The organism is Mammaliicoccus sciuri (assembly GCF_002901825.1).
Taxonomy (GTDB): Bacteria; Bacillota; Bacilli; order Staphylococcales; family Staphylococcaceae; genus Mammaliicoccus; species Mammaliicoccus sciuri.
In genome coordinates, this window is the sequence record NZ_PPQD01000017.1 from 85339 (window position 1) to 106657 (window position 21319).

At 32.8% G+C, this 21319-nt stretch carries 17 protein-coding genes; 12 read left to right on the plus strand and 5 right to left on the minus strand.

Annotated features, from left to right (window positions below; all coding sequences use genetic code 11):
• Positions 1–6: 6 nt before the first annotated feature.
• Together CD035_RS02905 and CD035_RS02910 are read right to left on the minus strand one after the other, a co-directional pair.
• Positions 7–852, minus strand: coding sequence for a DegV family protein (locus tag CD035_RS02905; RefSeq protein ID WP_048541976.1), 846 nt, complete (start codon positions 850–852; stop codon positions 7–9).
• Positions 853–864: 12 nt separating this feature from the next.
• Complete coding sequence (locus CD035_RS02910; RefSeq protein ID WP_048541978.1) at positions 865–1677, minus strand: Cof-type HAD-IIB family hydrolase; 813 nt, start codon at positions 1675–1677, stop codon at positions 865–867.
• Positions 1678–1797: 120 nt separating this feature from the next.
• Between CD035_RS02910 and CD035_RS02915 the strand changes: the two genes are divergently transcribed.
• Positions 1798–2106, plus strand: coding sequence for a metal-sulfur cluster assembly factor (locus CD035_RS02915; protein ID WP_037588867.1), 309 nt, complete (start codon positions 1798–1800; stop codon positions 2104–2106).
• Between the two features lie 315 nt (positions 2107–2421).
• On the opposite strand, the gene CD035_RS02925 is transcribed toward CD035_RS02915, so the two are convergent.
• Positions 2422–3114: a Crp/Fnr family transcriptional regulator gene (locus CD035_RS02925; RefSeq protein WP_048541982.1), complete on the minus strand. Its 693-nt coding sequence runs from the start codon at positions 3112–3114 to the stop codon at positions 2422–2424.
• Between the two features lie 170 nt (positions 3115–3284).
• Here CD035_RS02925 and clpB point away from each other — a divergent pair, with 170 nt between their 5' ends.
• Positions 3285–5882 (plus strand): ATP-dependent chaperone ClpB, encoded by a 2598-nt coding sequence (gene clpB / locus CD035_RS02930; protein ID WP_048541987.1) that lies wholly within the window; start codon positions 3285–3287, stop codon positions 5880–5882.
• 783 nt (positions 5883–6665) lie between these two features.
• Here clpB and CD035_RS02935 read toward each other — a convergent pair.
• Positions 6666–6869 (minus strand): YjzD family protein, encoded by a 204-nt coding sequence (locus CD035_RS02935; RefSeq protein ID WP_048541988.1) that lies wholly within the window; start codon positions 6867–6869, stop codon positions 6666–6668.
• Positions 6870–7055: 186 nt separating this feature from the next.
• Between CD035_RS02935 and CD035_RS02940 the strand changes: the two genes are divergently transcribed.
• Positions 7056–7997, plus strand: coding sequence for a beta-ketoacyl-ACP synthase III (locus CD035_RS02940; RefSeq protein WP_048541989.1), 942 nt, complete (start codon positions 7056–7058; stop codon positions 7995–7997).
• Positions 7998–8011: 14 nt separating this feature from the next.
• Complete coding sequence (gene fabF / locus CD035_RS02945; protein WP_048541990.1) at positions 8012–9256, plus strand: beta-ketoacyl-ACP synthase II; 1245 nt, start codon at positions 8012–8014, stop codon at positions 9254–9256.
• Positions 9257–9319: 63 nt separating this feature from the next.
• Here the strand turns inward: fabF and CD035_RS02950 are convergent, their stop codons facing one another.
• The gene (locus tag CD035_RS02950) at positions 9320–9691 is read right to left on the minus strand and encodes a DUF3899 domain-containing protein (protein ID WP_025905685.1); all 372 of its coding nucleotides are present in this window, start codon (positions 9689–9691) and stop codon (positions 9320–9322) included.
• Positions 9692–10072: 381 nt separating this feature from the next.
• On the opposite strand from CD035_RS02950, the gene opp3b reads away from it, so the two are divergent.
• The 8 genes from opp3b (at position 10073) to CD035_RS02990 (ending at position 21225) form a co-directional block, all read left to right on the plus strand.
• Positions 10073–10999 carry an oligopeptide ABC transporter permease gene (opp3b, locus tag CD035_RS02955; protein WP_025905684.1) on the plus strand — a complete coding sequence of 309 codons (927 nt, stop codon included), beginning with the start codon at positions 10073–10075 and terminating at the stop codon, positions 10997–10999.
• Positions 10999–12069, plus strand: coding sequence for an oligopeptide ABC transporter permease (gene opp3C, locus CD035_RS02960; protein ID WP_048541991.1), 1071 nt, complete (start codon positions 10999–11001; stop codon positions 12067–12069). Before opp3b ends, opp3C begins: the two co-directional genes overlap by 1 nt.
• A gap of 14 nt (positions 12070–12083) precedes the next feature.
• The gene (locus CD035_RS02965) at positions 12084–13157 is read left to right on the plus strand and encodes an ABC transporter ATP-binding protein (protein ID WP_048541992.1); all 1074 of its coding nucleotides are present in this window, start codon (positions 12084–12086) and stop codon (positions 13155–13157) included.
• Positions 13157–14122 (plus strand): ABC transporter ATP-binding protein, encoded by a 966-nt coding sequence (locus CD035_RS02970; RefSeq protein ID WP_048541993.1) that lies wholly within the window; start codon positions 13157–13159, stop codon positions 14120–14122. Before CD035_RS02965 ends, CD035_RS02970 begins: the two co-directional genes overlap by 1 nt.
• Before the next feature lie 187 nt (positions 14123–14309).
• Positions 14310–15980: a peptide ABC transporter substrate-binding protein gene (locus CD035_RS02975; protein WP_048541996.1), complete on the plus strand. Its 1671-nt coding sequence runs from the start codon at positions 14310–14312 to the stop codon at positions 15978–15980.
• A gap of 89 nt (positions 15981–16069) precedes the next feature.
• Positions 16070–17725, plus strand: coding sequence for a peptide ABC transporter substrate-binding protein (locus CD035_RS02980; RefSeq protein WP_048541997.1), 1656 nt, complete (start codon positions 16070–16072; stop codon positions 17723–17725).
• A gap of 192 nt (positions 17726–17917) precedes the next feature.
• A complete protein-coding gene (locus CD035_RS02985; protein WP_048541998.1) occupies positions 17918–19558 on the plus strand; it encodes a peptide ABC transporter substrate-binding protein in 1641 nt (546 codons plus the stop codon).
• A gap of 44 nt (positions 19559–19602) precedes the next feature.
• Positions 19603–21225 carry a peptide ABC transporter substrate-binding protein gene (locus tag CD035_RS02990; RefSeq protein ID WP_048542000.1) on the plus strand — a complete coding sequence of 541 codons (1623 nt, stop codon included), beginning with the start codon at positions 19603–19605 and terminating at the stop codon, positions 21223–21225.
• The last annotated feature ends 94 nt before the right edge of the window (positions 21226–21319 follow it).

The window sequence follows — 21319 nt, forward strand, 5'->3', positions numbered from 1 at the left end:
TTACCATCACTCCTTATAATAGAATATAGCGACTGTGCCACTACCAGTATGTGAACATATAACTGGGCCAATATTTGAAATGACAACATCTTGAGGTGAAAGTGATGATTGTATCAGTGCTTTAATTTTTTCAGCTTCTTCAATATCATCAGCATGTGTCATATAAATAATATCATCAGAGTAATCACTATTTTCGTTTTGCATTTTATCTATAATGGCATGCCATAATTTTTTAGAACCACGATATTTCTCAATCGGAACAAGTTTGCCTTCTTCAACATGAAGAAGTGGCTTGATATTTAATAAGTTACCTAAAAATGCTTGTCCTTTAGAAAGTCTGCCACCACTTGCTAAATAGTTTAAATCTTTAACTGTAAATAGGTGTCTAATTTTATCAATGCGTTCTTTAATATAAGCATCAAGCTCTTCAAAAGTGTATGACTGTTCAATTTTATCTTGTACATCGAGAATTAATTTACCGCATCCCATTGATGCACTTAGTGTGTCGTATATTGTTAAATCAAGGTCTGGGTATGTTTCTTTCACTTGTTCTTTAACTAAACAAGCCGTTTGATATGTCCCGCTTAAAGCACTACTAAAAGCTAAGTAAATGGCTTTTTCTTTCTTTTCAGCAACTTCAGTAAATACTTTTGTCATTTGTTCCATAGTAGCTTGATTCGTTTTTGGATGTTTATTGTTTTTGATTGCTGCTAATACTTCTTCGTTTGAGATTTCATATTGATCAACTTTATTTTGATCATCAATGACAATTCCGAAAGGTAAGAAGTAAAATCCTTTTTCTTCAATTTGAGATAACGTTATATCTGAACCACTATCTACTATCATTTTCATGTAAAAACCCCCTTACATATTTAAGTCAAAATGTTTGTTTAAGTATTTTCCGATACCATCATTATTATTAGTGTCTGTAACTTCTGTTGCAATTTCTTTAAGTTCTGGAATAGCATTTCCCATTGCGATACCATAATTGGCAAATTGAATCATTTCAAAATCATTATCTTCATCACCAAAAGCAATAATATTATCAAAATCTATATCTAAATATTCAGCGACATATTTTACCGCTTTACCTTTGTTAATACCCTTTTTAACAATTTCAATAACAGGAAATGGAGCACCCCAACGACGATGTTCTATAAATTCAGCATAGTGCTTATTTAAATGTCTTTTAATACGTGGAATCTCACTTTCTTCTGCTTGAATTAATAGACTCGTAGGAGATTCAGGAAGTAATTGATCAAGTTCTCCATATTTTATTTCAGAATTACCCATGCTAAATCCTTCAAATAGTGATTGATCATAGTTGTTGATATACACTTGGTCTTTAACTTCAGCAATAATATTTTTAATATCAAGTTGACTAATATCTTTATAAATTTTGTATGCGATACGAGTATCAAATTGCTCATGTTTCGTTGGGAACCTATTATCTGTTGGATGATGAATATAAGCACCATTAAAATTAATGATAGGGGTATTCATATTCATTGCATTGTAATAATCCACACTTGCTCGATATGGTCTACCAGTTGAAATCATAATTTCATGACCGGATTTTTTTAAATACTGTAATACTCTTTTAGTAAAAGGTGAGATGCGCTTTTCATCGTTTAACAATGTGCCATCTAAATCTAAACAAATTAAATGTTTTTCCATATCGATAACTCCTTACCATTTTTTCTTTATGATACATACAATAATATCATATCATTTTCTTTAACCCATGCTTTAAATTTGATATATTATATATAGTAACTTTTAGAATGAGGTGAAAATATGGAAGAAGCAATGAAAGATAGTATTATCGGTGCACTTGAAAATGTAATTGACCCTGAACTAGGAATTGACATAGTTAACTTAGGTCTTGTATATAACGTTGACTTAGACGACGAAGGATTATGCACAGTAGAAATGACTTTAACTTCTATGGGTTGTCCAATGGGGCCACAAATTATAGATCAGGTTAAAACTGCATTAGCAGAATTACCTGAAATTAAAGAAACAGAAGTTAACATTGTCTGGAATCCACCATGGGGCAAAGACAAAATGTCACGTTACGCTAAAATTGCATTAGGTGTAAGCTAAAAGTAATCAAAAAGCAGTAGAGCATCATGTTTAGAACATGCATCTCTACTGCTTTTGTTGTTTATAGTTACTTGAATGAAATTAATTATTAGTAGACTTTGTTTTCTTATACTTATCTGAAATCAAAGCATAAATGATATAAAATATAACGAATATCAATATGATAGTAGTAACAGGATTCAAAGGCTTGTTATTAAAAATGGCATTATAAAATAAATCTATAGAATAGGCTAAACAACATAAACCTAGAATAATCCAGATTAAGTTTTTCATTGATATCCTCCTTATTGAATAAAGGTTTTAAAATCTTAATACTTATTCTATCCTACATATAGATAAAGGACAATTTTCGCAATTGATGGCTCTCTTTAAATAATCTAAGTCGTGTATGGTGATTTTTTTATGATTGATGGAGACGATTTTCTCTTTCTTTAAATTACTCAACATACGGTTAACACTTTCTCTTGTTACATTACAAAAATTGGCTAATTCATGATTTGTTAAATCTACATTGATCAAAATGCTATTACCACCTTGTATGCCATAGGTATTTGCTAATTTAATCAATATCGAATAGAACGCACCCGTTTTCCCAAGTGTATAGACATCTCTAATTTGATATTCATTTTTTTCGTTTTCATTCTGTACCCATAGTAACCATTCATATTTAAGCACTTCATCGTTTAAAATGGCTTCTTCGAATTGTACTTTAGGAATACTAAATACGACAGCTGCTTCTTTTACTCTTGCTGAAAGGCTATGTGTCTTTCTTCCACAAAATAATGTTGTCGACCCGAAAATACTATGCCTGCCTAATAGTTTAGTATTAAATTCTTTCCCGTCTTCCATTACGCGATGTGTAATGACTTTTCCCTCTACAATTACATAAATATGATTACATAAGTCTCCAGTATGGTATATATAATGGTGGGCATCAAAATGGTGTCGTTGACCATGTTGAATTATATACTCAATAATTGAAGTTGCTTCTGTATATGTAGTTTGCAAAAGATCACTTCCCCTTATGATTTCACTTATAGTTTACCATAAAATGTCATAAAAAAGGTTTGTAATTTTGGTGCTTTATATTTGTCAAAGAAGGTCAAAAGGTATATAATCAAATTAAGGTCAAAGATAGTCAAACTATTGACCGTTGAAAATTTAAAGAGGTGATACATTTGGATATTAATCAGATGACATATTCCGTACAAAGTGCAATTGAACAAGCACAACAATTATCACAATCATATCAACTACAAAATATTGAAATAGAAGCTGTATTACTAGCAGCATTAAATGAAGATGAAAGTATTTATAAAAGAACGCTTGAAAGAGCAAATATTGATACAGAAATTTTAAAAGATAAATATGAACAAAAGCTAAAACAATATTCTGTAGTTAAAGGTGATAACGTCCAATATGGACAATATATTTCGCCAAAGCTTAATGAATTATTTAATAAAGCAGATAAAATTAAAGAAGAAATGCAAGACGACTATATGTCTATGGAGCATATTTTAAAAGCAGCCATCGAAGTTGACCAAACAACAATCGATATGGTAGGCAATAAAAAAGAAGTCGTTAATGAAATTATTAATAAAATAAGAGGAGGGAATCGTGTGACATCACAAAATCCTGAAGTACAATACGAAGCACTATCTAAATATGGTAGAGATTTAGTCGAAGAAGTTCGAAAAGGGAAAATGGATCCTGTAATCGGTAGAGATGAGGAAATTCGTAATACGATTCGTATATTAAGTAGAAAAACTAAAAATAACCCAGTATTAATAGGTGAGCCTGGTGTTGGTAAAACAGCCATTGTAGAAGGACTTGCTCAACGAATTGTTAAAAGAGATGTTCCTGAATCACTATTAGATAAAACAATTTTTGAATTAGATTTATCAGCACTAGTAGCTGGTGCCAAATTCCGTGGTGAATTTGAAGAAAGATTAAAAGCAGTCTTAAAAGAAGTTAAAGAATCTGAAGGAAGAATTTTATTATTCATTGATGAAATTCACATGTTAGTTGGCGCAGGTAAAACAGAAGGTGCAATGGATGCAGGTAACATGCTTAAACCAATGTTAGCAAGAGGTGAGTTACATTGTATCGGTGCAACAACTTTAAATGAATATCGTCAATACATTGAAAAAGACTCAGCATTAGAAAGACGTTTCCAAAAAGTAAGCGTTAAAGAACCTGACTTAGAAGATACTATATCAATTTTAAGAGGTTTGAAAGAAAGATATGAAGTACACCATGGTGTTCGTATTCAAGATAGAGCGTTAGTAGCAGCAACGGAATTATCAGATAGATATATTACAGATAGATTCTTACCAGACAAAGCGATAGATTTAGTAGACCAAGCTTGTGCAACAATACGTACAGAAATGGGTTCTAATCCAACTGAATTAGATGCTGTAAATAGACGTGTCATGCAGTTAGAAATTGAAGAAAATGCACTTAAATCAGAATCTGATCAAAGCAGTCAAATTCGTCTAGAAGAATTACAAAAAGAATTAGCCGATGAAAAAGAAAAACAACAACAATTACAAAGTAAAGTTGAACAAGAGAAAGAACAAATCAAATCATTACAAGATAAAAGAGCAGAATTAGATGAAAGTAAACAAGCGCTCGAAAATGCAGAAAATCAATATGATTTAGCTAAAGCAGCAGAACTTAAACACGGAAAAATTCCACAAATAGAAGCAGAATTAAAAGAATTAGAAGAAGCATTTGCTGAAGAAACAGGTTCAGACCATGACCGACTTATTAGAGAAGTTGTAACAGATGAAGAAATTGGTTATATCGTCAGTCAATGGACAGGTATTCCAGTATCAAGACTTGTTGAAACTGAAAGAGAAAAATTACTTAAACTTTCAGACATTCTACATGAAAGAGTTGTCGGTCAAGATGAAGCAGTAGATTTAGTGTCAGATGCTGTTGTAAGAGCAAGAGCAGGTATTAAAGATCCGAATAGACCAATTGGTAGTTTCTTATTCTTAGGTCCTACTGGTGTCGGTAAAACTGAATTAGCTAAGACATTAGCAGCAACATTATTCGATTCTGAAAAACATATGATCAGAATAGATATGAGTGAATATATGGAAAAACACTCTGTAGCACGTTTGATTGGTGCTCCTCCAGGTTATGTAGGTTATGAAGAAGGTGGCCAATTAACAGAAGCGGTTAGAAGACAACCATATTCAGTTATTTTATTAGATGAAATTGAAAAAGCACACAATGATGTGTTTAATGTACTACTTCAATTATTAGATGAAGGCAGATTGACAGATGCAAAAGGTCGCAGTGTTGATTTTAAAAATACAATTATCATTATGACGAGTAACATTGGATCACAATATTTATTAGATGGTGTTACTGAAAATGGTGAAATTGAAGAATCAGCTAAAAAACAAGTGAACGACAGCTTACATGCTTACTTTAAACCAGAAATATTAAACAGAATGGACGATATTGTATTATTCAAACCACTTTCTATTAAAGATATGAGTCATATCGTAGATCATATAATTACAAACTTAAACATTCGATTAGTAGACCAACACATCAAAGTGAGTGTAGATCAAGATGTGAAAGAGTGGATAGCTGAAGAAGCATATGAACCACAATTCGGTGCAAGACCATTGAAACGATTTGTACAAAGACAAATTGAAACTCCTTTAGCAAGATTAATGATCGGTCAAGAATTAAAAGAAGGTACAATAGTAAACGTACACTTAGTAGATGGTGAAGTTAAATTTGAAGTAAATGCATAATAATGAATCCCGTCATGTAATTGGCGGGATTTTTTTGGTGATGTGTATAAGATAGTTAAGAAGTAATTAGCAAGTTAGGAGAGAAGTGCAAATAATGAGTGTGTTATTAGCAAGTTTGGTTAGAAGTGCAAATACTGAGGACGTTATTAGCAAGTTTGGATAGAAGTGCAAATACTGAGGACGTTATTAGCAAGTTTGGTTAGAAGTGCAAATAACGAGTGTCTTAGTAACACTTCGGCTGAGTTTTGTAACTATGGATATCCTTAGTAACACTTCGACCGATTTTTGTAAATATAGCCGCTCTTAGTAACACTTCGGCCGAGTTTTGTAAATATAGCGGTCTGTAGTAACACTTCGGCTGAGTTTTGTAACTATGGGTATCCTTAGTAACACTTCGACCGAGTTTTGTAAATATAGCCGCTCTTAGTAACACTTCGGCCGAGTTTTGTAAATATAGCGGTCTGTAGTAACACTTCGACCGAGTTTTGTAAATATAGCCGCTCTTAGTAACACTTCGACCGAGTTCTGTAATTATAGCCGCCCATAGTAACACTTCGACCGAGTTTTGTAAATATAGCCGCCCTTAGTAACAGTTCAGCCAAGTTTTGTAAATAACTCCCTCGTTGTGAAGAAGTTTGGTAAGAAGTGTTCACAACGCCCCCGTTATGAACGAGTTTGGTAAGAAGTGTTCACAACGCCCACGTTCACACGTTGAATATCAGCTAAAAATTATATAGTTGATGACAAACAAAAAATCCCGTCATATAATTGACGGGAAATTTTTTATGAATGTTGTGTACTTTGTTTGTCCGAAGTAGATTTACCAACTAAAGCATCTAAAAGAATAATAACAACTGTAAAAATGATTGCATAAATAGTTGGACTAACAAAATTTAGCGCTTCATCTGAACCGCCTAAACTATGTAAAACAAAGTTTATCATTTGTGATAATAAGAATGCCCATATAAAAGTTAAGATGTATTGCATTTTTTATCCTCCGTAACTGTTAATGTCATATCATTTATTATAATTAACTTTTTATAAATTGTATACCTTATATGATGAAAACGATTTAAATATTTTTAAAAGTGAGTCTGTGCTTGTGTATAATGGTACAAGTATGTTAAATTAGTACCTGATAATAACAACAGATTATAAGAAGGTGTCAATATAATGGATATTGGTATAAAAGGTTTTGGTGCATATGCGCCTAAACAAGTGGTAAAAAATGGATATTTTGAAAGTTATTTAGATACTTCAGATGAATGGATTACAAAAATGACAGGAATAAAAGAAAGACGTTTTGCTGATGATACTGAAGATACTAGTGATTTGGCATATGAAGCTGCGGTTAGAGCGATTGAAGATTCAGGTATAGATAAAGAAGAAATCGAAATGATCATCGTAGCAACTTCAACAGGGGATAAACCATTTCCAACTGTAGCAACAACGTTACAGAAGAGATTAGGTTTAAATAAAGTACCTTCTATGGATCAACTTGCTGCATGTACTGGTTTTATTTATGGTATAGTAACTGCACAACAATTTGTACAATCTGGTCTTTATAAAAATGTATTAGTAGTTGGTGCTGATAAACTAACGAAAATTACAGATATGAATGACAGAAGTACAGCTATATTATTTGGTGATGGTGCTGGCGCAGCAATCATTGGCGAAGTATCAGAAGGTAAAGGTATACTAAGTGTCGAGCTTGGTTCAGATGGTAATGGTGGACCATACCTATATCAAGATATGGATGCTAATACAATCCAAATGAATGGACGAGAAGTCTTTAAGTTTGCAGTTAGAATTATGGGTGAAGCTTCAACTAAAGCAGTAGAAAAAGCAGGTCTACAATCAGATGACATCGATATGTTTGTGCCACATCAAGCTAATATCAGAATTATGGAATCTGCTCGTGAAAGATTAGGTATTGCTAAAGAGAAGATGAGTGTAACTGTAGATAGATACGGGAATACATCTGCAGCTTCAATACCCTTAAGTATTGCATATGAATTAGAACAAGGTAAAATAAAAGATAACGATACAATAGTCCTAGTTGGATTTGGTGGCGGCCTGACTTGGGGTGCCATAACGTTACGCTGGGGTAAATAGGAGGAAATTGGATAATGACAGAGAAAAAACGTGTTGTAATGACTGGTTTAGGTACATTAAATCCTTTAGGAAATGACGTGCCTACTACTTGGGAAAATGCAATTAACGGTAAAAACGGCATAGACGAAGTAACAAGGATTGATGTTTCTGAATTTCCAGCTAAATTAGCGGGTGAATTGAAAGATTTCAATATTGATGATCATATTCCGAAAAAAGATGCTCGTAAAATGGATAGATTTACGCAATATGCAATTGTTGCTGCGCGTGAAGCGCTAAAAGATTCTAAATATGAAATTACAGTTGAAAATAGTCATCGTGTAGGTGTTTGGATTGGTTCAGGTATTGGTGGTATGGAAACATTCGAATACTCACACAATATGCTTTTAAAACGTGGTCCAAAACGTGTAAGTCCTTTCTTCGTACCAATGATGATTCCAGATATGGCAACTGGTCAAGTATCTATAGATTTAGGTGCTAAAGGACCAAACGGTTGTACAGTTACAGCTTGTGCAACAGGTACAAACTCTATTGGTGATGCATTTAAAATCATCCAACGTGGTGATGCTGATGTTATGTTAGCTGGTGGTACAGAGGCACCTATAACAGAAATGGCTATGGCAGGTTTCAGTGCGAATAAAGCATTATCTACAAATCCTGATAAAAATACAGCGTGTCGTCCTTTCCAAGAAGGAAGAGATGGCTTCATCATGGGTGAAGGTGCTGGTGTAGTCGTATTAGAATCATTAGAATCAGCTGAAGCACGTGGTGCACATATTTATGCTGAGGTTGTAGGTTATGGATCAACTGGGGATGCATTCCATATAACAGCACCATCTCCAAATGGAGAAGGCGGTGCTCGTGCAATGCAAGAAGCCATTAAAGATGCTGGTATTAAACCAGAAGATATCCAATATTTAAATGCACACGGAACAAGTACGCCAATTGGTGATTTATATGAAGTATTAGCTATTAAATCAACTTTCGGTGATGCAGCTAAGAACTTAAAAGTAAGTTCAACTAAATCAATGATGGGTCATTTACTTGGTGCAACTGGTGCAGTTGAATCAATCTTAACGGCTTTATCAATTGAAAATAGTATTGTTGCTCCGACAATTAATGCAAATACACCAGATCCAGAAATCGATTTAGACTATACGCCTAATGAAGCGGCTAAGTTAGATATAGAGTACGCTATGAGTAACAGTCTAGGCTTTGGTGGACATAATGCAGTATTAGTATTCAAGAAATATCAAAAATAGACTATAAAAAAAGCAGAAATACCAATAAAAGTTGGTGTTTCTGCTTTTTATTTATGAAAATTATTAAACGATAAACCCTAGAAAGATTGAGATAATAAAAAATAATGTACTTAATACGACAAAAGGTAATACCCAGTTATGTATTGTTCTTTCTTTTAAATGTAGTTCTTTCATATTTGGATTCATGATTTCATCGTCTTTCAAATAATCTTGTGACGCTTTAGACTTCATATGAAAATTAAACTTCCGGACTGCTTGTCTAGAAACTTCTCCAACGCCATCTTGTTTCATCGCAACAATCCAACTCGCTGCAAAAGCAATTGTCATGATGTAAAAGTATATATTAGCTGCTTGATCTAGATCTTTTAAAAAGATAAGACAAAGGACAGCGAATAGGCCAATATAACCAATAGTAAAAATACCCCAAAATTTCATTATTACCTACCTCTTATTATTAGATTTAAGTGTATTATAACAGATTAGAAAAAAATATTTATGTTTTGTGGAACTTAATAAAAAAATAAGTGTAATTTTACTTATGTATAATTATTGTATGTTACTACATAGTAAATGACTGAAAATTAGAAAAAATAGGTAATAAGTAATAATATACTGTATATTTATTCCTTATAAGTGAATATTACTGTCGCGTTGTCGCTTTATCGTAATAAAATAATCTATTAATTTGAACACTTTCATATTCAAAATTCTGAATATTCGTGTTGATTTACATTGTATAAATTCTGTATAATGTATATAAATATTTCTGAATATTAAAAGAAATATGAATTCGATAAGGGGATTGGAGGCAAAACAATGGTTAGGTATACTTTGAAACGTATTATTTATATGTTCATATCATTGTTTTTAATTATGACGATAACATTTTTCTTAATGAAATTGTTACCGGGTTCACCGTACAACGATGAGAAATTATCAGAAGAGCAGAAGGTTATTATAAATGAAAAGTATGGTCTGAATGATCCTGTACCAGTACAATACGCGAACTATTTAAAAAATGTCGCGAAAGGTGATTTTGGTATTTCATTCCAATACGATAACAGAGAGGTTTGGAGTTTAATTAAACCTAGACTTGGACCATCTGTAGAAATGGGTACATATGCGATGATTTTAGGAACTATTACTGGTTTATTATTAGGTATAGTTGCTGCAATCAGGCAAAATACAATAGTAGACTATGGGGCCACCTTCCTATCGGTAATATTTATTTCAGTTCCATCATTCGTTCTAGCTGTATTACTACAATATGTATTTGCTGTTGAATGGCAAATATTCCCTGTAGCAGGTTGGAGTGGATTTATGACTGCTGTATTACCATCAATTGCATTAGCAGCAGGTGTAACAGCAACAATTGCACGTTATATTCGTTCTGAAATGATTGAGGTCCTAAGTTCTGATTACATAGAATTAGCAAGAGCTAAGGGGATGTCAAGTGCACGTGTTATCTTTGGACATGCAGTACGTAATGGATTAATTCCTATTATTACAATTATCGTGCCAATGCTAGCCGGTATCTTAACAGGTACTTTGACAATTGAAAATATATTCGGCGTTCCTGGTCTAGGTGACCAATTCGTTCGATCAATACAAACAAATGACTATCCAGTCATTATGGCTTTAACGCTACTATTCAGTTTCTTATTTATTATTTCAATCTTTTTAGTTGATGTACTTTACGGATTAGTAGATCCAAGAATCCGTGTTGAAGGAGGTAAAAAATAATGGCTAATAATGATGATAACAAGTTAAACAATAGCGGTTATGATAACGCCTCTGTTACACACTCAACACAAGGTATGCCAGCAGAAAGCTTCGTATTACATGGAAGAGATAAAGTAGTAGAAGAGAAATTTGAAAGAAAAAGTCGTACATTTTGGCAAGATGCTTGGAAACAACTTGTAGGGAACAGACTAGCGATTATTGGTTTAATATTCCTTATCTTACTGACAGTTATTTCTTTAGTAGGTCCTTTAATGAATGATCATAAGTTTAGTGATCAAAACGTTTCACATGCGAACTTACCACCGAAAATACCAGTATTAGATAAAGTACCGTTCTTACCATTTGATGGTACAGATAGAGATGGCTTTGACTTATATGAAAGTCAAAACGTTCAAGAAAATTACTGGTTCGGTACGGATGAACTTGGACGTGACTTATGGACACGTACTTGGAGAGGTACACAAGTATCCTTATTCATAGGTGTTGTAGCGGCAGCTTTAGATATCTTTATCGGTGTTATTTATGGTGCTGTATCAGGTTACTTCGGTGGAAGAATAGATGATATTTTACAACGTATTGTAGAAATACTTTCTTCTATTCCAAACTTAATTGTCGTAATTTTGTTCGTATTACTATTTGATCCATCTATTTGGACAATTATTTTAGCCATGTCTGTAACAGGTTGGCTCGGTATGAGTCGTATTGTACGTGGACAATTCTTGAAAATTAAAGAACAAGAATTCGTAATGGCATCTAGAACATTAGGGGTTTCTAACTTTAAATTAATCTTTAAACATATTTTACCGAATACACTTGGCCCAATTATTGTAACATCTATGTTTACTGTTCCAAGTGCCATTTTCTTCGAAGCATTCTTAAGCTTCATTGGATTAGGTATTCCTGCACCACAAGCATCACTAGGTTCATTAGTTGATACAGGTAGAAAAATGTTGCTGATTTACCCACATGAATTATTCGTACCAGCAACAGTATTAAGTTTATTAATCTTATTCTTCTACTTATTCAGTGATGGTTTAAGAGATGCGTTTGACCCTAAAATGCGTAAATAAGGAGGAAATTAATTATGGCTAAGAGAATATTAGAAGTAAATAACTTACATGTTTCCTTCGACATTGACGCGGGGGAAGTACAAGCAGTAAGAGGTGTAGACTTTTATTTAGATAAAGGGGAAACACTAGCAATAGTTGGAGAATCAGGTTCTGGTAAATCTGTTACGACTAAAGCATTAACACGCTTATTGCCGAAAAAAGTAGGTAGAATTAAAGACGGTTCCATTTTGTTTGACGGGAAAGATATTGCAAAATTAAGCGAAAAAGAAATGCAGAAGATACGTGGTAAAGAGATTGGTATGATATTCCAAGATCCTATGACTTCACTCAACCCAACAATGAAAATTGGTAAGCAAGTCATGGAACCACTTATTAAGCATCAAAAATTATCTAAACAAGATGCGAAAAAACGTGCATTAGATATTTTAAATTTAGTAGGTTTACCGAAAGCAAAAGAAAGATTTAATAACTATCCTCACCAATTTTCAGGTGGTCAAAGACAAAGGATTGTTATTGCAACAGCATTAGCTTGTGACCCTAAAATCTTAATTGCAGATGAACCTACAACAGCATTAGACGTAACCATTCAAGCACAAATTTTAGAATTGATGAAAGAATTACAACATAAAATAGATACTTCTATTATCTTTATTACACATGACTTAGGTGTAGTAGCAAACGTGGCAGATAGAGTAGCAGTTATGTATGGTGGACAAATTGTAGAAACAGGTTCAGTTGATGAAATTTTCTATAATCCTAAACATCCATACACATGGGGTTTACTATCATCAATGCCAAGTTTAGAAACATCTCATGATACAGAACTTTTGGCTATTCCTGGAACACCACCAGATTTAATCAAGCCACCTGTTGGAGATGCATTTGCTAGACGTAGTGAATATGCCTTAGATATTGACTTTAAGGAAGAGCCACCTTGGTTCCAAATTTCACCTACACACTTTGTGAAGTCATGGTTGTTAGATGAAAGAGCACCTGAAGTAGAATTACCAGAAGCTGTAAAATTAAAACAAAAAGCAACACCAGATCAATTTGACAAGCCAAAACGTGTAGAAAGGGTGACGTTCTAATGGCTGATAAAAAAGAAGTACTGATTGATGTTCAAAATTTAAAGCAATATTTCAACGTAGGGAAGAAAAATGAGGTAAAAGCAGTAGATGATATCTCATTTCAAATATTTAAAGGTGAAACATTAGGTTTAGTTGGTGAGTCTGGTTGTGGTAAATCCACAACGGGACGCACACTTATTAAACTATATGATGCAACTGACGGGAAAGTCATCTTTGATAACGTTGATATACAAAATATCAAAAAGCGTAAAGACTTATTAAGATTTAATCGTCGTATGCAAATGATTTTCCAAGATCCATATGCATCATTAAATCCACGTCTTAAAGTTATGGATATTATTGCTGAAGGATTAGATGTTCACAAACTAGTTTCAAGTAAAGAAGAAAGAAAAAAACGTGTTTACGAGTTGCTTGAAACAGTTGGTTTAAATAAAGAGCATGCTAATAGATATCCACATGAATTCTCTGGTGGACAAAGACAAAGGTTAGGAATTGCCCGTGCATTAGCTGTAGAACCGGAATTCATTATTGCAGATGAACCTATCTCTGCACTTGATGTTTCAATACAAGCACAAGTTGTTAATTTAATGCAAAAACTACAAGATGAAAAAGGTATTACGTTCTTATTCATCGCGCATGATTTATCAATGGTTAAATATATTTCAGATAGAATTGGCGTGATGTACTTTGGTAAGTTGGTTGAACTTGGCCCATCTGACCAAATATATAAGCATCCTCAACATGAATATACAAAATCATTATTATCAGCAATTCCATTACCAGATCCTGATTCTGAACGAACAAGAACAAGATCTTCATATAATCCAGATATACATAAATATGAAGACGACGACAAACTAGAATTAAGAGAAGTAGGTCCGGATCACTTTGTATATTGTTCTGAAAAAGAATTCGCTGAGAAGAAGGCCAACTATAATAAAGACTTCGATTTAACAGAAGCATAATTTTATATTAAAAATAATATTATATTCATTATTTGCAATTATAAAGTTTCTGAAGGTTTTATTTTGCATTATTTCAATTGTTTGAAAATTGTATGGATTACTATTGTTTTTCATACATTTTTAAAATATAATAAAATTACAAATCTTCTGATAATTCGGGAGAGAGAAAACAAGGGGGAAAAGCTATATGAGGAAGAAGATTTCGGTTTTATTGTCAATACTTGTTGCAGCTGTTTTAACGTTAGCAGCATGTAGTGGTGGCGGTTCTAAAAGTGACGAAGGTGGTAAAGGCGGCGTTAAGAGCGAAAAATCTGAAAACGTCTTAAACTTAGCTTCAACATCAGATATTCCAACTATGGATTCATCTTTAGCAACAGACCAAGTATCATTCTTTACGTTTAACCAAACTTTAGAAGGATTATATGTATTAGATAAAGATGATAATCCTGCACCAGGTGTTGCAGAAGCAGATCCTGAAAAATCTGCAGACGGCAAAACATGGACAATCAAATTAAGAGACAATGCAAAATGGTCAAATGGTGATCCAGTAACAGCACATGACTTCGTTTATGCTTGGCAAAGAACTGTAAATCCAGACACAGCTGCAGAATATGCATATATGTTTGAAAACATCGAAAATGCTAAAGACATTACTGCAGGTAAGAAAAAACCTGAAGAATTAGGTGTTAAAGCAATTGATGATCAAACTTTAGAAATTAAATTAATTAAAGACGTTCCTTGGATGCAAAGTCTATTTGCTTTCGGTTCATTCATGCCTCAAAATGAAAAATTCGTTGAGAAGCAAGGTAAGAAATTCGGGACTACAGCTGATGCTACATTATCAAACGGTCCGTTCATTATGAAAGAATGGAAAACTGAAGATAACTGGAAGCTTGTACCAAACAAAGAATATTGGGATAAAGACAAAGTTAAACTTAAAGAAGTTAACTATAAAGTTGTAAAAGAAGTACAAACAGCAGTTAATATGTACCAAACTGGTAAATTAGATACTGTGTCATTAGATTCATCTAATGTAAACAAATATAAAGATAGAGAAGACTTCTCTACTCAATTAAACTCATCTAATTTCTTCTTTAGAATTAACAAAACTAAAAACAAAGATTTAGAAAATCAAGATTTAAGAAAAGCATTCGCAAAATCTATTGATAAAGAACAATATGTTAAATCATTATTAAACAATGGTTCTGTTCCTTCAGATAAATTAATGGTTAAAGATTTCGTTAAAGATGAAGATGGTAAAGACTACATCGATGGCGTTAAATCTCCATTAGGTTACGACAAAGAAGAAGCTAAGAAATTATTAGAAAAAGCTAAAAAAGCAACTGGTAAAGATAAATTCAACATCGAATTATTAACTTATGATGCTGATGAATCTAAAAAAGCAGCTGAATTCGTTAAAGAGCAAGTTGAGAAAAACTTACCAGGTGTAACATTAAAAATTAAACAACAACCGTTCAAACAAAAATTAGCATTAGAATCTAAAGGCGATTATGACATTTCATTCGCTGGTTGGGGTCCTGACTACCCAGACTCAACTACGTTCTTAGATTTATTTAAGAAAAATAGTCCACATAACCAAACAGGATATGCAAATGCTGAGTACGATAAAGCATTAGAAGAAGCTAATTCTGATGAAATGTTAAAAGATGAAAATAGTGAAAAACGTACTAAATTATTACAAGATGCAGAAACTAAATTCTTAGACTCAGCTTCAATTGGACCACTTTACCAACAAGGTGTCGCACGTTTACGTCAACCTTACGTTAAAAACTGGCAACCACATAAATTCGGTGGAGACTACTCACTTAAAGAAGTAGAAATCGCTGGAGCTAAATAAAAGTGAATGAAAGCAATCAATGGAAACATTGGTTGCTTTTCTTTATATTTTCACGATGTTTGACACAATAATGAGGAGGCGCATTAAAAATGAAAAAGTATAAAGTCATATTTATGATAGTTGTCTCACTAATGCTTATTTTGTCAGCGTGTAGTAATGATAAAGATGAAAAAGGTAGCAATATTAAACAATCCAAATCTAAAAATGAGCTGAATTTATCATCAGGTGATGATATACCAACTATGGATCCATCATTAGCGGCTGACCAAGTATCATTTACAACTTTTGCTCAAACATTAGAAGGCTTATACGTATTAGATAAAAATGATAAACCTATACCAGGTGTTGCAAAAGATAAACCTAAAAAGTCTAGCGATGGGAAAACATGGACGATTCAATTAAGAGATAATGCTAAATGGTCTAACGGAGATCCAGTAACTGCACATGATTTTGTATATGCATGGCAAAGGTCAGTGGACCCAGATACAGCTGCAGAATTTGCATATATGTTTGAAAATATAGAGAATGCAAAAGAGATTACACAAGGTGATAAAAAGCCTGAAGAATTAGGTGTTAAAGCGATTGATGATCACACACTTCAAATTAAACTCATTAAAGATGTGCCTTGGATGGAAAGTTTATTAGCATTCGGTTCATATATGCCTCAAAATGAAAAATTTGTTGAAAAGCAAGGTGACAAATTTGGAACAACAGCTAAGACGACATTATCTAATGGACCATATAAATTAACAGAGTGGAAACCAGAAGATAAATGGAAGCTTGAAAAGAATGACGAATATTGGGATAAAGATAAAGTAAAAGTTAAAGACGTGAACGTTAAAGTTGTTAAAAATACGCAAACGGCCATTAATATGTATCAAACAGGTAAGTTAGACATGGTTGGGTTAGATGCACAAAACATTAAAAAATATAAAGACAGAGAAGATTTTTCTACTGAAGCAACATCAGGTAGTTACTTCTTCAGAATTAATAAAGAGAAAAATGAGAACTTAAAAAATGAAGATTTAAGAAAAGCAATCGCGAAATCAATAGATAAGAAATCTTATGTGAATTCGTTGTTGAATAATGGTTCTAAACCGTTAGATACATTAATGATTAAAGACTTCGTGAAAGATAGCGACGATAAAGATTATACAGAAGGTGTGAAGTCGTCTCTAAGCTATAACAAAAAAGATGCAAAAGACCATCTTGAAAAAGCGAAAAAAGACTTAGGTAAAGATAAATTTACAATTGAATTGCTAACGTATGATGAAGACGAATCTAAAAAAGCAGGAGAATTTGTAAAAGAACAAGTTGAGAAAAATTTACCTGGTGTAACGTTAAAAATTAAACAACAACCATTTAAACAAAAACTCGCACTTGAGTCTAAAAAAGACTTTGATATTTCATTTGCAGGTTGGTTCCCAGATTATCCAGATCCAACAACATTCTTAGATTTATTTACATCAGATTCACCGCATAACCAAACAGGGTATGCTAACAAAGCATATGATAAAGCGTTAGAAGAAGCCAATTCAGATGAAATGTTGAAACCAGAAAATAGCGATAAACGTATTAAAGCATTACAAGATGCAGAATCAGAATTTTTAGATTCAGCATCTATATCTCCATTATTCCAAACAGGTTCTGCAAGATTAAGACAGCCATATATTAAAAATTGGCAAAATCATAAATACGGTGGAGATTACACATTAAAAGGCGTTGAAATAGAAGGCGCAAAATAAACACTAGGAATAAACCTTACAAATACACAATATTTGTAAGGTTTATTTTATAATATTATTTCATAATCTTTATTAAATCCTAAAAATTGTATTTCTTGATAACTTATGTTGCGACACAAACAAATTAACATTATAATTGAAGAAAGTTCAGAAATGACTGAATTTTCAAAAAATGAATAAGGGGAAATGTTTATGAAAAACAAACATGCAAGGTGGGGCTTTTTAGTATTTCTGTCGATAATTTTACTTTTATCGGCATGTAGTGGTGGAAACGGAAAGGATAAAAGTGACAGTTCTGCAGGGGATGGCAAAAAGTTACGATTAATTTCTATTTCGGATATTCCATCAATGGATTCATCTTTAGCAACTGATGCTGTGTCTTTTGATGCATTAAATAATACGATGGAAGGGTTGTATAAGTTAGACAAAAATGACAAAGCGATTCCGGGTATTGCAAAGGGTGATCCTAAAAAGTCTAAAGACGGTTTGACATGGACGATTGAATTAAGAGATGCAAAGTGGTCGAATGGCGATAAAGTTACTGCAGATGATTTCGTATATGCTTGGCGTAAATTAGTTGATCCAAAGACTGCTTCTGAGTATGCATTTATTATGTTTGATATTGAAAATGCCGAAGATATTAACAAAGGTGATAAGAAGCCTGAAGAATTAGGTGTTAAAGCGATTGATGACAAAACATTAGAAATTAAACTTAATCGTGAATTACCTTATTACCAAGAATTATTGTCATTCGGTTCATTTTTACCGCAAAATGAAAAATTCGTAAAAGAAAAAGGCGATAAATACGGTACAACTGCTGAAGATACTCTATACAATGGACCGTTTACGTTATCTGACTGGAAGACAGAAGATAATTATACTTTAACTAAGAACAAAGAATATTGGGATAAAGGTAATGTGAAATTAGATAGTGTGAATTTTAAAGTTGTTAAAGAGCCTCAAACAGCTCTAAATATGTATAACGCAGGGGATGTAGATGAAGCACTTATCCCAGCAGAAAATGTTAAGAAATATAAAAACGATAAAGCTTATAATACAGAACTTGAATCAAGAGTTTACTTTATGAGAATGAATCAAAAAGATGTACCTGAATTCAAAAATCAAGATTTAAGAATGGCAATCGCACAATCAATTGATAGAGAACAATATGTTAAGAGTAATTTAAACAATGGTTCTAAAGCAGCAAACTCATTAGTACCTACAGAATTTGTAAAGGATACTAAAGGAGAAGACTATACAAAAGGTGTTAAAACAGATAATAAATTCAATAAAGCAGAAGCTAAGAAACATTTAGAAGCTGCTAAGAAAGAACTTGGTAAAGATGAATTTACTTTTGAATTATTAACATATGACCAAGATAACGCTAAAAAAGATGCTGAATACTTTAAAGAGCAAATTGAGCAAAACTTACCAGGTGTAACAATCAAAGTTAAACAACAGCCTTATAAGCAAAAATTAAAATTAGAAGCAAACATGGATTATCAAATTTCATTCGGTAGATGGGGGCCAGATTACCCAGATGCTATGACGTTCTTAGAATTATTTACAAGTGATAATGTGATGAATGAAACTGGTTGGAAGAATAAAGAATATGATAGCAAAATTAACGATGCGGGAGATAAATTGTTAGATAAAGAACAAGAACGTGTTGAAGCTATGCAAGATGCTGAATCATTATTGTTAGATGAAGCGGTTATTGTACCTATTTATCAACAAGGGAATGCAAGATTAACGCAAAGTTATGTGAAAGATATTGAAAGACATAAGTTTGGTGGAGATACAGATTTAAAACATGCCTATGTTCAAAAGTAACAAATCAGTAGTTTAACTAAATATAAACTTAGGGGATGAGTTACATGTCTAAAATATTAAAAGTTTTAACAATGATGTTAGTAGCGGTACTCATATTGAGTGCATGTTCGTCGGGTGGCGGTAGTAAGGGTAAGAGTGATGAAACGCTAGACTTACAAATTAATGGTGATGTACCCACGATGGATTCAGCTATGGCAACAGATGGTTTATCATTTGATATGTTCTTCCAAACAATGGAAGGTCTCTACACATTAGATAAAGATGACAAAGCAATACCAGCAGTAGCAAAAGGTGACCCGAAAATTACGAACGATGGTAAGAAGTGGACGATTAAATTAAGAGATGATGCAAAATGGTCAAATGGCGATCCAGTAACGGCACATGATTTTGTCTTTGCTTGGAGAAAAGTTGTAGATCCAGATACTGCATCTGAATATGCATATATCTTATACGATATTAAAAATGCAGAAGAAATTAATTCAGGAGATAAAAAGCCTGAAGAACTTGGTGTTAAAGCAGTAGATGATCATACATTAGAATTTGAACTAACGAAATCATTACCATACTATAAAGAATTATTGTCATTCGGTACATTTATGCCACAAAATGAAAAATTCGTTAAAAAACAAGGTGACAAGTATGGTACAACAGTCAAAACAACATTATATAATGGACCATTCAAAATGACTGACTGGAAAACAGATGATAAAGTTACGTTAGAAAAAAATGATGATTACTGGGATAAAGATAAAGTTAAATTAAATAAAGTTAACTACAAAGTCGTTAAAGAAGCTTCAACAGCTGTAAATTTATATGAAACTAATAAATTGGATATTGTAGATTTACCAGCAGAGCAAGTTAAGAAATATAAAGATGACAAAGCATTTAATACAGAATTAGATACCGTAACGTATTACTTCAAATTAAATGAAGATACAGTACCTGAATTCAAGAATGAAGACTTTAGACTAGCATTTGCTAAAGCAATTGATAAAGAAGCATACGTAAAAAATAACTTGAACAACGGTTCTATTCCAACAGATAACTTTGTACCAAAAGATTTTGTTAAAGATAGTAAAGGTGAGGAATATCAAGATGGCGTGAAAAATACGAACCAATATAATGTTAAAGAAGCAAAAGAACATTATGAAAAAGCTAAAAAAGCATTAGGTAAAGATAAATTTACAATTGAGCTTATGACTTATGATAAAGATACAGCTAAACGAGATGCTGAATACTTTAAAGAACAATTAGAGAAGAATTTAGATGGTGTTACGATTAAAATTAAACAACAACCATTTAAACAAAAACTTGATCTCGTGTCAAAAGGTGAATATGAAATGTCACTAGAAAACTGGATTCCAGATTATCCAGATCCAATGACATTCTTAGAACTTTATGTTACAGACGGTTCTCATAATAATACTGGCTGGTCTAATAAAGAATATGACAGTATTATTAAAGCAGCAGACTCATCATTAGCAAGCAATCCTGACAAACGACTTTCAGAATTACAAAGAGCTGAAGGTATGTTATTAAATGAAGCGGGTATTGTACCACTTTATCAAGTCGGAGTAGCACAACTTCAAAAACCTAACGTTAAAAATGTAGTGAATCACCAATTCGGAGGCGTTTCTACATTAAAAGAAGCTTATATTGAAAAATAGGACATTAAAAAAGCAGTAGAAATTCACTTAAATGTGAGTTTCTACTGCTTTTTATATTGGAGATGAATTTGGTAGTCGGGCACGCACGAAGACT

Coding starts and splice junctions, on each gene's coding strand:
- CD035_RS02935 (WP_048541988.1), bottom strand. CDS start 6,869: ATGCAATACATCTTAACTTTTATATGGGCATTCTTATTATCACAAATG.
- CD035_RS02905 (WP_048541976.1), bottom strand. CDS start 852: ATGAAAATGATAGTAGATAGTGGTTCAGATATAACGTTATCTCAAATT.
- fabF (WP_048541990.1), top strand. CDS start 8,012: ATGACAGAGAAAAAACGTGTTGTAATGACTGGTTTAGGTACATTAAAT.
- CD035_RS02910 (WP_048541978.1), bottom strand. CDS start 1,677: ATGGAAAAACATTTAATTTGTTTAGATTTAGATGGCACATTGTTAAAC.
- opp3b (WP_025905684.1), top strand. CDS start 10,073: ATGGTTAGGTATACTTTGAAACGTATTATTTATATGTTCATATCATTG.
- CD035_RS02990 (WP_048542000.1), top strand. CDS start 19,603: ATGTCTAAAATATTAAAAGTTTTAACAATGATGTTAGTAGCGGTACTC.
- CD035_RS02950 (WP_025905685.1), bottom strand. CDS start 9,691: ATGAAATTTTGGGGTATTTTTACTATTGGTTATATTGGCCTATTCGCT.
- CD035_RS02970 (WP_048541993.1), top strand. CDS start 13,157: ATGGCTGATAAAAAAGAAGTACTGATTGATGTTCAAAATTTAAAGCAA.
- opp3C (WP_048541991.1), top strand. CDS start 10,999: ATGGCTAATAATGATGATAACAAGTTAAACAATAGCGGTTATGATAAC.
- CD035_RS02965 (WP_048541992.1), top strand. CDS start 12,084: ATGGCTAAGAGAATATTAGAAGTAAATAACTTACATGTTTCCTTCGAC.
- CD035_RS02940 (WP_048541989.1), top strand. CDS start 7,056: ATGGATATTGGTATAAAAGGTTTTGGTGCATATGCGCCTAAACAAGTG.
- CD035_RS02975 (WP_048541996.1), top strand. CDS start 14,310: ATGAGGAAGAAGATTTCGGTTTTATTGTCAATACTTGTTGCAGCTGTT.
- CD035_RS02915 (WP_037588867.1), top strand. CDS start 1,798: ATGGAAGAAGCAATGAAAGATAGTATTATCGGTGCACTTGAAAATGTA.
- CD035_RS02985 (WP_048541998.1), top strand. CDS start 17,918: ATGAAAAACAAACATGCAAGGTGGGGCTTTTTAGTATTTCTGTCGATA.
- CD035_RS02980 (WP_048541997.1), top strand. CDS start 16,070: ATGAAAAAGTATAAAGTCATATTTATGATAGTTGTCTCACTAATGCTT.